Annotated in this window: 9 protein-coding genes; 5 read left to right on the top strand and 4 right to left on the bottom strand. The window is 73.4% G+C overall.

All coding sequences use genetic code 11. The annotated features are described in order from the left end of the window. Positions 1–69: 69 nt before the first annotated feature. The 3 genes from ACFP1Z_RS29395 to ACFP1Z_RS29385 are packed head-to-tail and all read left to right on the top strand — an operon-like array spanning position 70 to position 3,328. Complete coding sequence (locus ACFP1Z_RS29395) at positions 70–2,370, top strand: sensor histidine kinase (RefSeq protein WP_390320743.1); 2,301 nt, start codon at positions 70–72, stop codon at positions 2,368–2,370. Then, the gene (locus ACFP1Z_RS29390) at positions 2,367–2,852 is read left to right on the top strand and encodes a roadblock/LC7 domain-containing protein (RefSeq protein ID WP_390320742.1); all 486 of its coding nucleotides are present in this window, start codon (positions 2,367–2,369) and stop codon (positions 2,850–2,852) included. The genes ACFP1Z_RS29395 and ACFP1Z_RS29390 overlap by 4 nt, the downstream gene beginning before the upstream one ends. 8 nt (positions 2,853–2,860) lie before the next feature. Next, a complete protein-coding gene (locus ACFP1Z_RS29385; protein WP_390320741.1) occupies positions 2,861–3,328 on the top strand; it encodes a DUF742 domain-containing protein in 468 nt (155 codons plus the stop codon). On the opposite strand, the gene ACFP1Z_RS29380 is transcribed toward ACFP1Z_RS29385, so the two are convergent. Together ACFP1Z_RS29380 and ACFP1Z_RS29375 are read right to left on the bottom strand one after the other, a co-directional pair. Next, the gene (locus ACFP1Z_RS29380) at positions 3,303–4,151 is read right to left on the bottom strand and encodes a M15 family metallopeptidase (RefSeq protein WP_390320740.1); all 849 of its coding nucleotides are present in this window, start codon (positions 4,149–4,151) and stop codon (positions 3,303–3,305) included. The two genes, ACFP1Z_RS29385 and ACFP1Z_RS29380, sit on opposite strands and share 26 nt — an antisense overlap. Before the next feature lie 129 nt (positions 4,152–4,280). After that, positions 4,281–6,677, bottom strand: a complete 2,397-nt coding sequence (locus tag ACFP1Z_RS29375) for a glycoside hydrolase family 31 protein (RefSeq protein WP_390320739.1) — start codon at positions 6,675–6,677, stop codon at positions 4,281–4,283. A gap of 228 nt (positions 6,678–6,905) precedes the next feature. Between ACFP1Z_RS29375 and ACFP1Z_RS29370 the strand changes: the two genes are divergently transcribed. Next, positions 6,906–8,912 carry an acetoacetate--CoA ligase gene (locus tag ACFP1Z_RS29370; RefSeq protein WP_390320738.1) on the top strand — a complete coding sequence of 669 codons (2,007 nt, stop codon included), beginning with the start codon at positions 6,906–6,908 and terminating at the stop codon, positions 8,910–8,912. A gap of 83 nt (positions 8,913–8,995) precedes the next feature. After that, complete coding sequence (locus ACFP1Z_RS29365; protein ID WP_390320737.1) at positions 8,996–9,934, top strand: hypothetical protein; 939 nt, start codon at positions 8,996–8,998, stop codon at positions 9,932–9,934. A gap of 85 nt (positions 9,935–10,019) precedes the next feature. On the opposite strand, the gene ptsP is transcribed toward ACFP1Z_RS29365, so the two are convergent. Further along, complete coding sequence (gene ptsP / locus ACFP1Z_RS29360; protein WP_390320736.1) at positions 10,020–11,690, bottom strand: phosphoenolpyruvate--protein phosphotransferase; 1,671 nt, start codon at positions 11,688–11,690, stop codon at positions 10,020–10,022. A gap of 101 nt (positions 11,691–11,791) precedes the next feature. Next, positions 11,792–12,241 carry a PTS sugar transporter subunit IIA gene (locus ACFP1Z_RS29355; RefSeq protein ID WP_390320735.1) on the bottom strand — a complete coding sequence of 150 codons (450 nt, stop codon included), beginning with the start codon at positions 12,239–12,241 and terminating at the stop codon, positions 11,792–11,794. Between the last annotated feature and the right edge of the window lie 470 nt (positions 12,242–12,711).

The following is a 12,711-nucleotide window of genomic DNA, read 5'->3' as shown; positions in this document are numbered from 1 at the left end:
GTAGTAGGCTCACGGCGCATTGTTGTCGTAACACCACCCCCGCGCGCCGGGGTTGACGTTGGGGAGGCCATGCGCTTACGGGGCACGTCGATCCGCCGGAAGATCGTGGCACTCCTGCTCGTACCACTGGTGTCCCTGACCGCCCTGTGGATCTTCGCCACCGCCCTCACCGGCGTCGAGGCCGCCCGCCTCCTCGCCGCCGCCGACGTCCTGCGCGACCTGGGCGAACCCGCCGACGACATGATCCGCGCCCTGCAGCAGGAACGCCGCCAGACCCTCGTCCACCTCGCCGACCGCCGCGACTCCACCGCCCAGGCCGCCCTGCGCGAACGGCGCGACGCCACCGACCGGACCGTCACCGCCTTCCGCACCGCCGCCCAGAGCCTGCGCGGCGACATGGGCGACGACGCCGGACGCCGGCTGACCGGCATCGACAAACGACTCGACGACATCACCGACATCCGCCGCAAGGTCGACGACAACACCGTCACCAGCGCCACCGCCTTCACCGCCTACAACGAGATCGTCGACCCCCAGTACGCCTTCTTCGGCGGCCTGAGCACCCTGCAGAACGTCGACATGGACCGGCAGGGCCGCTCCCTCGTCGGCATCGCCCGCGCCCGCGAGGCACTCTCCCGCGAGGACGCCCTCCTCGCCGCCGCCCTCGCCGCGGGCACCATGAGCCGCACCGACCTGCGCGCCTTCTCCGACCGCGTCGCCGAACGCAGGATCCTCTACAGCAGCACCCTGCTCGCCCTGCCCACCACCGACCAGGAGACCTACGAGGACTACTGGCAGGGCTCCGCCGCCGAGGCACTGCGCACCACCGAGGACGCCGTGATCCTCGCCGGCGGCCCCCGCGCCCACGGACAACTCGACCCGCAGCGCTGGCAGTCCACCGTCACCACCGTCCTCGACGACCTCGCCCGCATGGACCACGAGGCCGTCGACCGCTACGCGGACCGCGTCGAACCCGTCGCCCTCGGCGTGCTGACCAAAGCGGCCTGCGCGGGCGTCCTCGGCCTGGCCGCCCTCCTGTGCTCCCTCGTCGTCTCGCTGCGCGTCGGCCGCGGCCTCGTGCGCGACCTGCGCGCGCTGCGCAAACAGGCCCACGAGGCGTCCGGCGTCCGGCTGCCCGCCGTGATGCGCCGCCTCGCCGCCGGCGAAACCGTCGACATCGAGGCCGAAGCCCCCCCGGCCGACCACGGCCCCGACGAACTCGGCCAGGTCGCCAGGGCGCTCGGCACCCTGCAGCGCGCCGCCGTCGAGGCCGCCGTCAAACAGGCCGAACTGCGCCGCGGCGTCTCCGCCGTCTTCGTCAACCTCGCCCGCCGCAACCAGGTGCTCCTCCACCGGCAGTTGCGCCTCCTCGACGCCATGGAACGCCGCACCGAGGACCCCGCCGAACTCGCCGACCTCTTCCGGCTCGACCACCTCACCACCCGCATGCGCCGGCACGCCGAGGGCCTGGTCATCCTCTCCGGCGCCGCCCCGGGCCGGCAGTGGCGCGGCAGCGTCCCGCTCATGGACGTGGTACGGGCCGCCGTCGCCGAGGTCGAGGCGTACGAGCGCGTCGAGGTGCGCCGGCTGCCCCCGCTCGCCGTGCACGGTCCCGCCGTCGCCGACCTCACCCACCTCCTCGCCGAACTCCTGGAGAACGCCACCGTCTTCTCCCCGCCGCACACCGCCGTCCAGGTCCACGGCGAGCGGGTCCCCAACGGCTTCGCCCTGGAGATCCACGACCGGGGCCTGGGCATGACCCCCGACGCCCTCCTGGAGGCCAACCTCCGCCTCGCCGAGACACCGGAGTTCGAACTCACCGACACCGACCGCCTCGGCCTGTTCGTCGTCAGCCGCCTCGCCCGCCGCCACGGCGTGCGCGTCTCGCTCCAGCCCTCCCCGTACGGCGGCACCACCGCCGTCGCCCTCGTCCCCTCCGCCCTGCTCACCGAGGCCGCGCCGCGCCACCGGCCGCCCGACGCGCCACGGCAACCACCGCCCCGGCTCTGCCCGTTCGACGAACAGCACCACCAGGCGAGCGAGGCCCCCGCACCCCTCCCGCGCCGCCGGCCGCCCACCGCGGCCGCAGGCCCCGGGGAGCAGGAGCACACCCCGAGCGGAGGACTGCCCCGGCGCGTACGGCAGGCCGCCCTCGCCGCGCAGCCGGGGCCCACCCCCACCGGCCCGTCGCCCGAACGCGACGCCGACGAGGTACGGGCCCGCATGGCCGCCCTCCAACGCGGCTGGCAGCGCGGGCGCGAGAGCGACGACAGCGGAGCGCACCACCGGGCGGCCCCGCCCGACGGCCCCCCGAGCACACCACCGACCGGCACAGCACCAGGAACCACACCCGAGGGAGACGGCCCATGACCGCACCGAAGGCCGCGACACACACCGCGACACACGCCACGGCACACACGACGGCACACCCCGCCGCGCCCGCCACCGCCCCGGGCGGCGCCGGCGGACTCACCTGGCTCCTCGACGACCTCGTCGACCGCGTCGGCAGCGTCCGCGAGGCACTCGTCCTCTCCGGAGACGGCCTGGCCACCGGCGCCTCGAAGCACCTCGCCCGCGAGGACGCCGAGCACCTGGCCGCCGTGGCCTCCGGATTCCACAGCCTCGCCAAGGGAGTCGGCCACCGCTTCGACGCCGGCGACGTCCGCCAGACCGTCGTCGAACTCGACGGGGCCTTCCTGTTCGTCACCGCGGCGGGGGAGGGCAGCGCCCTCGCCGTGCTGGCCGACGCGAACGCCGACATCGGCCTGGTGGCCTACGAGATGACGCTGCTCGTCAAACGCGTCGGCGCCCACCTGGCCACCGCCCCGCGGTCCGGCGCCGCCGACGGGTGACCGACGCGATGCCCCCCGGGACGGGCCGACCGCCCGCGGCCGGTTCCGCGCCCGGCCGGGGCCCGGGCAAGGGCCGGCACCGCAAGGCCGCCGCCGACGGGGACGTGTGGTACGACGCCGCGGCCGGGCCCGTCGTACGCCCGTACGCGATGACGCGGGGCCGCACCGCCGGCCCCGCAGCGGCCGGGCTCGACCTGATCGCGCTCGTCGTCGCCGACACGGACCTCGCCGCCCGCGCCGCCACCGACCCCGCCCTCGCGCCCGAACACCTCGACATCGTCGACCGGGCCGGACGCGCCCCCCAGGCGGTCGCCGACCTGGCCGCCGCACTCGATCTGCCCCCCGGCGTGGTACGCGTCCTGGTCGCCGACCTGATCGCCGCCCGGCTGGTGCGGGTCGTACGCCCCGTCCCCCCGGCGGAGTTGCCCGACGAGAGCCTGCTGCGCGACGTCATCCACGGTCTGCGGGCCCTGTAGGAGGCGACCAGCACACGGGGAAGTCGAAGTAGGTGTCCGGGTACGGCTCCGGCTGATAAGTGAAGTGCCACCATTCCTCGGGCAGATTGACGAAACCGGCCCGCTCCATGGCGGACTTCAGCAGCAGCCGGTTCGCGCGCTGCACACCCCCCACCCGGGGGTCCAGCGTGTGGGCGAGCGTGTCGAAACAGTCGAACCCGGTGCCCATGTCCACCGAGTTGTCGGGGAAACGCCGCTCCCGCGGCCCGTAGCAGGGGGCGAGCGGCTCACCGGGCACGTACGGGCGCGTCGGCAGCACCGGCAGCCGTACGAGCGTGAGGTCCACGGTGCTGCCCCGGCTGTGCCCCGAGCGCGCGGCGATATAACCGTCCTCGAACAGCCGGGACTTCTCGACGCGGGGATAGAACTCCCCCTTCATCCGCTGGTCGTCGAGATCCTTCGCCCAGCGCACGAAACCGTCGACACCCCGCTGCGGCCGGTAGCAGTCGTAGACCTTGAGCGAGAGACCCTTCCGCAGGAGCGCACGCTGTACACGGTGCAGCGCCTCGGCGGCCGGACGCGTCAGCAGGCACGCCGGACGCCGATAACCCTCCACAGGACGGCCGGTGAAGTTGTGCGGCGTGAAGTACCGCACCTCCTGGAGGACCGTCGGATCGACCTCGGAGAGGGCGACGAAATCCGCCGCAGGACGAGGGTCCCGCAGCGGGCCGGCCTGCGCCGTGAAGCACGGAACGAGCGCGAACAGCGCGGTGAGCAGCAGCAGGAGAACGTGGCGGGGGCGGACGTGGCGGGGGAGGACGGTGACCGAGGGACAGGAAGCCATGCGATGGCAGATATCAGGTGTTCACGCGCGGCGGAAGACACCCGCGCACGTCCCGCTCGTCCGGGGGAGCATGAGGACCGGCTGTCCGGCAACGGAGCCCATTACCGGACCAGCCCTCTACCGGACCGCTCACTGCCGCCCCGGCCCCTCCTCGGCCCCCAGCACCCGCACCGGATACGTCACCTCCGGCGAGCCCTCCTGCTCCACCGCCACCACCCCGTCCCGCCACCGCGTCGTGAACCGCACCGCCCGCGCGGGCTCCCACCCGTCCCCCCGGTCCGGGACGAGCACGCCACCGCCCGTACGGCCCGGCGCCGGCGCCCACACCTCCAGCTCCACCCCGCCGTCCGCACCCGCGACCGGCACCACCGAACCCGCCCGCGCCAGCACCGGAACGCGCGACAGCGGAGCGTCCAGCAGCACCTGCCCCGGACCGTCGTACGCCCGCCGCGTGGCCGTGTCGTACCACCGCCCGCGCGGCAGCCGCACCGCCCGCTGCTCGGCCCCCTGCTCCAGCACGGGCGCCACCAGCAGCGAATCACCCAGCAGGAACGCGTCCTCGCAGTCGCGCAGCGCCCGGTCCTCCGGCGAACGCCACCACACCGGCCGCGCGTACGGGGCCCCGGTCCGCCGGGCCAGATGCGCCAGCGTGACGAAGTACGGCAGCAGCCGCACCCGCTCCCGCAGCGCGGCCGCCGCGTGCTCCAGCACCCGGCCGCCGAACTCCCACGGCTCCCGCCGCCCCGCCGAGATCGCCGAATGGGTACGGAACAGCGGAAGATACGCGCCCAGTTGGAACCAGCGCAGATACAGCTCCGGCGACGGGGAACCGGTGAACCCGCCGATGTCCGGACCCGAGTACGGCACCCCGCACAACCCCAGGCCCAGCACGAGCGCGAGCGACGCCCGCAGCCCCGGCCAGCCCGTCGCCACATCGCCCGACCAGGTGCCGCCGTAACGCTGCATGCCCACCCAGCCCGAGCGCGAGAACAGGAACGGCCGCTCGTCCGGCCGCAGCCGGCACAGCCCCTCGTGGGCGGCGCGCGCCATGCCCAGCCCGTACACGTTGTGCGCCTCCCGGTGGTCACCGCCGCGCCCCTCCAGCACGTGCCGGGCCGAACGCGGCAGCGTCGGATCGCCGAACCCCGCGAAGGACACCGGCTCGTTCATGTCGAGCCAGAACCCCGAGAACCCCTGCGCGAGCCGCTCCGCGAACAGCCCGCCCCACCACCTGCGCACCCGCGGATCGGTGAAGTCCGGGAACACCGAGGTGCCCGGCCACACCTCGCCACGCACCGGTCTGCCCCGCCCGTCCCGCACGAACGCCCCCATGGCCAGACCCTCGTCGTACACCGGCTGCCCCGGTTCGGCCTTGACCGCCGGGTCCACGATCGACACCAGCCGCACCCCCTGCCCCCGCAACTCCTCGGCCAGCCCCGGCAGATCGGGGAACCGCTCACGGTCCACCGTGAACACCCGGTGCCCCCGGTAGTGGTCGATGTCCAGATGCACCGCCGACAGCGGCAGCCCGCGCTCGCGGTAACCGGCCACCACCCGGCGCACCTCGCGCTCGCCGCCGAACCCCCAGCGCGCGTGCTGATGACCCAGCGCCCAGGACGGCGGCAGCGCCGGAGCGCCCGTCAGCAGCGCCCAGTTGTGCAGCACACGCGCGGGCGTACCCACCAGCACCCAGAAACGCAACGGGCCCCCGTCCGCACGGACGTCGCAGCGCCCCGGCCGGTCGTGCCCGGAACCCGCGCCCTCCTCGCCCTGACGCAGCACGACGCGGCCGTCCCAGGAGTTGTCGTGGAAGACCAGATGCGTACCCGCGTCCGCCACCACCAGCTGCACCGGCATGGTCAGATACAGCGGATCGTCACCCGGCTCGAAGGCCCCGCCCGGATCGGTGTTCCACAGCCGGTACGCCCCGTCCCGCAACCGGGGCCCCGCCGCCCGCCCGCCGAGCCCGAAGAACCGCGCGTCCGCCGCGACTTCGGCCCGCTGCAGCCACCGAGCCGCGCCCCGCGGCCCCGGACTCCCGGACCCGCCCCCCGGAACCGGAACCACCGGCTCCCACCAGCGGGGCGGCAACTCGCGGCGCAGCAGGGCCCCGCCGGGCGTCCGCACCTCCACCGAGCCGTGCCGCCCCACGGTCACCAGCATCCGCTCGGAGACCACCCGCCAGCCGCCGTCGGTGTCCGGCTCCAGCACCGCCCGCTCGTCCGCCTCCGGCACCGGCCCGGCCAGCGCGTACGAGGGCTCCGGCCCGGCACCGTCCCAGCCGCAGAACACCGCGCCGCCCGCCGCCACCCGCACCCACAGCGAAGAGCGCGCGAAACGCACCACCCCACCGCCCGCCAGCGGCTCGGCCCCCGTCGCCGCACCCGGCACCCGCGCCCGCTCCACCCCCGCCCGGGGCAGCCCCCGCGCGTCCGTACACCGCCGTCGCCACGCGTAGCGCACGGCACGCAGCCCGTCCGCCGAACGCACCGCCCCCGCCAACCGCCGCAGATCACCCGCATCCATGCTGCTCAGCCTGCCATCGACGAGATCCGGCCGGTGTGCCGTTCAACTGCCGTTCACCCCCTGTGGAACCGCACCGCCCCGCACCACCCCGCGCGCCGTGGCACTGACAGACGCCGACCCTGGTGCCCGAGTCGATCACATGGCATCGTCCTCGTCAGCCGCGTCACGCGCATACCCCGCCTGTGTGCGCGGTGACGCCCACGACGCGTCGAGCCCGGGAGCCGCCAGATGACCAGCACTCAGCAGCCCGCCCCGCACCCCGAGCCCCTGTGGCGGCCCGGCGCGGACCGCATCGCACGCGCCCGCGTCACCCGCTTCCAGGCCTGGGCGGCCGAGCACCACGGCGCCCCCGCCCCGGCCCCCGGCGACCCCGCCGCGAGCTACACCGCGCTGCACCACTGGTCCGTCACCGAACTCGAACGCTTCTGGCAGGCCCTCGTCGAATACTGCGACGTACGCTTCGGCAGCCCCTACCGGCGCGTGCTCGCGGACCCCGCGATGCCCGGCGCCCGCTGGTTCCCCGGCGCGACCCTCAACTACGCCGAACACGCCCTGCGCGCCGCCGAGGACCCCGCCCGCGCCGACGAGCCCGCCCTGCTGCACGTCGACGAGACCCACGAGCCCCGCACCGTCACCTTCCGCGAACTCCGCCGCCAGGTGGGCTCCCTGGCCGAGGCACTGCGCCGGCTCGGCGTCCGCCCCGGCGACCGCGTCAGCGGCTACCTGCCCAACATCCCCGAAGCCGTCGTCGCCCTGCTCGCCACCGCGGCCGTCGGCGCCGTATGGACCTCCTGCGCCCCCGACTTCGGCGCCCGCAGCGTCCTCGACCGCTTCCAACAGGTCGAACCCGTCGTCCTGTTCACCGTCGACGGCTACCACTACGGCGGCAAACGCCACGACCGGACCGCCACCGTCGCCGAACTGCGCACCGGCCTGCCCACACTGCGCGCCGTCGTGCACGTCCCGCTGCTCGGCACGCCCGCCCCCGAGGGCGCCCTGGAGTGGACGGAGCTGACCTCCGCCGACGCCGAGCCGGTCTTCGAGCAGGTGCCCTTCGAGCACCCCCTGTGGGTGCTGTACTCCTCGGGCACCACCGGACTGCCCAAGGCCATCGTCCAGTCCCAGGGCGGCATCCTCGTCGAACACCTCAAACAGCTCTTCCTGCACTGCGACCTCGGCCCCGGCGACCGCTTCTTCTGGTACACCTCCACCGGCTGGATGATGTGGAACTTCCTCGTCTCCGGACTCCTGGTGGGCACCACCGTCGTGCTCTACGACGGCAGCCCCGGCCACCCCGACACCGCCGCCCAGTGGCGCGTGGCCGAACGCACAGGCACCACCTTCCTCGGCACCTCCGCCGCCTACGTCATGGCCTGCCGCAAGGCGGGGGTCCACCCCGGCCACGACCTCGACCTCTCCCGCGTCCGCTGCGTCGCCACCACCGGCTCGCCCCTGCCGCCCGACGGCTTCCGCTGGCTCCACGACGAGGTCGCAGAAGACTTGTGGATCGCCTCCGTCAGCGGCGGTACGGACGTGTGCAGCTGCTTCGCCGGGGCCGTGCCCACCCTGCCCGTCCACATCGGCGAACTCCAGGCCCCCTGCCTGGGCACCGACCTCCAGGCGTGGGACGCCCACGGCAAACCCGTCACCGACGAGGTCGGCGAACTGGTCGTCACCCGGCCCATGCCGTCGATGCCGGTCCGCTTCTGGAACGACCCCGACGGCAGCCGCTACCACGAGAGTTACTTCGAGATGTTCCCCGGCGTCTGGCGGCACGGCGACTGGATCACCCTCACCTCGCGCGGCAGCGTCGTCATCCACGGCCGCTCCGACTCCACCCTCAACCGCCAGGGCGTCCGCATGGGATCCGCCGACATCTACGAGGCCGTCGAACGCCTCCCCGAGATCCGCGAATCCCTCGTCGTCGGCATCGAACAGGCCGACGGCGGCTACTGGATGCCGCTCTTCGTCCACCTCGCCCCCGGTGCCACGCTCGACGACGCCCTCCTCGCCCGTATCAAGACGACCATCCGGGAACAGCTCTCACCGCGCCACGTCCCCGACGAGGTCATCGAGGTGCCCGCCGTCCCCCACACCCTGACCGGCAAACGCATCGAGGTGCCCGTCAAACGCCTTCTGCAGGGCACCCCGCTGGAGAAGGCCGTCAACCCGGGCTCGGTCGACAACCCCGAACTCCTGCGGTTCTACGAGCGACTGGCCCACGAGCGCTCCTGAGCCGACCCCGCGCGAACGGCGTTGTCAGTGGCGGCGGTTACGGTGAGTGAGCATCGATCACACGCGCCGAGGGGGAGAAGAAAATGGCGCACACCACCGACCGCGGCAGCCGGACGAGCGCACGACGCCGGCTGCGCAGAGAAGTGCCCAGCACCGTGGCCGTCCTGGCCGACGAGCACGACTTCGCCGCCATGAGACGGTACAAGTCCTTCGGCTTCGACGACCACACAACCTACCTGCGGCAGATGGAGGGGCTGCTGCGCACACTCGCCGCCCAGGGCACGCACACGAGCGTCACGCTCTTCGACCCCGTGGTCTACGAGGAGTTCTGCGCCGAAGCGCACCTCGACCCCGACACCACCGCCAGCCGCACCCGCTACGTCGCGGAGGTCGCCGCCACCGGAACCAAGGTCACCTACGCCGGGCAGCCCCTGCACCTCCTGCTGCCCGAGCTCATCAACGAGGCCGAACAGCAGGCCACTTGGGACTACGCCACCAGCCTGCTCACCCGCGGCGACTGCGCGAGCTGCGGAGAGGACATCGGACAGGCGGCCTTCGCCAGGGCCGCCCGACTGCTCCGACAGCTCGTCGAGGCAGCCGGACCGGGGACGCACCACCTCGTGTGCAGCATCCCCGCCGAGGGGGCCACACCGCTCGTCGCGGCGCTCCACGCCGAGCACGCCCCCGACGGCCGCGTGCACCTGGGGGAGGAAGCACCGGCCCTCGTCCTGTGCACCGTCCTCGCCGCAGGCATCGCCACGGACCGCCCCGGAGGCATCGTCCTGCGCACCTCGGCCCCCGGCCGACGGGACACCCTGCGGGGCTGGAGTCTGCGCGGCGGCCGGCTGCGCCCGCTCACCGAGGCGGAAGTCTTCTCCGCCTACTGCACCGACGCCCGCACCGGCGAACCCGTACCGCCCGAACCCGGCGTCGACTACCGCGCGGGCATCGCCCTCCCCGACCCCGACTCCGACTCCGACCCGGACCCCGCCCCCGACTGCGAAGGGCCGCACGACACATGACCGTCTCCGGCATACGACCGGCAAGCGAAAGGTGCCCCGCCGTCGGGCGGGGCACCTCTCACCTCACACGCACGTCACATCCGGCTCACTCGCCGGACAGCACCGCCTGCGCGGCCAGCCGCGCCTCCTCGGCGGAGTCCGTCGCACGCGCCGCCGCGGCGGCCCGCTCGCACTGGGCGAGCGTGTGCTTGGCCAGCGTCGCCCGCACATAGGGAATCGACGCCGCGCCCATCGACAGGCTCGTCACGCCCAGACCCGTCAGCACGCACGCGAGCAGCGGGTCGGACGCGGCCTCACCGCACACGCCACAGCTCTTGCCCTCGGCCTTCGCGGCCTCCGCGGAAGCGGCGACCAGGTCGAGCAGCGCGGGCTGCCACGGGTCCTGCAGCCGCGACACCGCACCGACCTGACGGTCGGCCGCGAAGGTGTACTGCGCCAGGTCGTTGGTCCCCAGCGACAGGAACTCGACCTCCTGCAGGATCGAGCGCGCCCGCAGCGCGGCGGAGGGAATCTCCACCATCGCACCGAACTTGGCCTGCAGCCCCGCCTCGCGGCACGCGTCCGCGAACGCCTTCGCGTCCGCGCGGTCCGCCACCATGGGCGCCATGACCTCAAGGTAGACCGGCAGCCCCTCGGCCGCCTTGGACAGCGCGGTCAGCTGCGTCCGCAGCACCTCCGGGTGGTCCAGGAGCGTCCGCAGACCCCGCACGCCCAGCGCCGGGTTCGGCTCGTCGGCCGGCGTCAGGAAGTCGAGCGGCTTGTCGGCGCCGGCGTCCAGCACCCGCACGACCACCCGGCCCTCGGGGAACGCCTCCAGCACCTTGCGGTAGGCCTCGACCTGCTTCTCCTCGGACGGCGCCTTCTTGTTGTCGTCGAGGAAGAGGAACTCGGTACGGAACAGACCGACACCCTCGGCACCCGCCTCGACCGCGGCCGCGAGGTCCGCGGGGCCACCGATGTTGGCGAGCAGCGGCACCTTGTGACCGTCGGACGTCGCACCCGGACCGGACGAGGCCGCCAGCGCGGCCTTGCGCTCCTCCGCCGCCTTCGCCAGCTCGGCACGCTTGTCCGCGCTCGGGTCCACGAAGACATCGCCCGTGCTGCCGTCGACCGCGACGACCGTGCCCTCGGCCAGCTCACCGGCGCCCGGCAGCGCCACGACCGCCGGCACCCCCAGCGCCCGCGCCAGGATGGCGCTGTGGCTGGTCGGCCCGCCCTCCTCGGTCACGAAGCCCAGCACCAGCGCCGGGTCGAGCAGCGCGGTGTCGGCGGGCGCCAGGTCCCGCGCGACCAGGACGTACGGTTCGTCGCTGTCCGGCACACCCGGCATCGGCACACCCAGCAGCCGCGCGACGATGCGGTTGCGCACGTCGTCCAGGTCGGCCACGCGGCCGGCCATGTACTCGCCGGCCCCGGCCAGCAACTCGCGGTAGTGCGAGAACGCGTCGTACACCGCGCGCTCGGCGGTGCTGCCCACGGCGACGCGGCGGTCGACGTCGGCGATCAGCTCCGGGTCCTGCGCGATCATGGCCTGGGCCTCCAGCACGTGCTGGGCCTCGCCGCCGGCCAGGTTGCCGCGTGCGATGAGGTCGGCGGCCACAGCCTCCACGGCCTGGCGTGCGCGCCCCTGCTCGCGTTCCGCCTCGTCCGCCGAGATCTGCTTGGCCGGCGGCTCCAGAACCGCCGTGCCCATGTGCCGCACTTCGCCGATCGCCACACCGTGGCTCACGCCGACGCCTCGCAGCGTTGTCTCCATGTCACCCGCTCCGTTAGATACGACGGCTTCGTCGCCGTCGCGTTGGATGTCGTACGTGCCGCCACCGCGCATCCCTGTCACGACGCGGCGACGGCTGCGGCTCACTGCCAGCTGAACAGCGTGTCGCCGGCCTTCACTTCGCCGTCCTCCTGGACCGAGCCCAGCGAGTCGGCGGTGGCCTCAAGCGCGACGATGGGGCAGACCGGCGACTTGCCGGCCTCCTCGACGGCAGCCGGGTTCCAGCGCACGACGGCCTGGCCCCGCGTGACGGTGTCGCCCTTGTTGACGAGCAGCTCGAAGCCCTCGCCGTTCAGCTGCACAGTGTCGATGCCGAGATGCGTGAGCACACCGTGCCCCTCGCCGTCGACGACGACGAACGCGTGCGGGTGCAGCGAGACAATGACGCCGTCGACGGGCGAGACGGCCTCGGAGGGCTCACGCACGGGGTCAACAGCGGTACCGGGTCCCACCATCGCGCCGGAGAAGACCGGATCGGGCACTGCCGCGAGTCCGATGGCACGTCCGGCAAGCGGGGACGTCACGGTGGTCATGGGAAGCCTCCCAGGGGTGGAGATTCATCACGCGCCGTCACTGCCTGTCCCGGACGGCGCACTGGCCAGAAGCCTAAGTCATAGGAACTGAGGGTTCCGCATGACCAAGGGCCACCCGGCGCAGCCCACAGGGCACCCCGGAGCCTCCGGAATCGATTTGCCTCGCCCCGGCGGGAGCTGTACTGTCGGGTCCCTGCCCACGACCGGTGCCGCAGTCCACTGCAGGCGAGGCGAGGGCAGCACCTATCGGACGTGATCCAATTCCTGGATCCGCTTCTGTGTGTCTGCATTTGCAGAATAAGGAAGCGGTAAGGGAGGCCGGAAAAGCCTGATAGAGTGGTGGAACACCGAAGGGAAGCGCCCGGAGGAAAGCCCGAGAGGGTGAGTACGAAGGAAGCGTCCGTTCCTTGAGAACTCAACAGCGTGCCAAAAGTCAACGCCAGACTATTTGATACCCCGTCCGCCGTCCC

It is taken from the genome of Streptomyces gamaensis (genome assembly GCF_042656465.1).
GTDB lineage: Bacteria > Actinomycetota > Actinomycetes > Streptomycetales > Streptomycetaceae > Streptomyces > Streptomyces gamaensis.
This window is presented reverse-complemented; position numbering and strand designations above follow the sequence as displayed.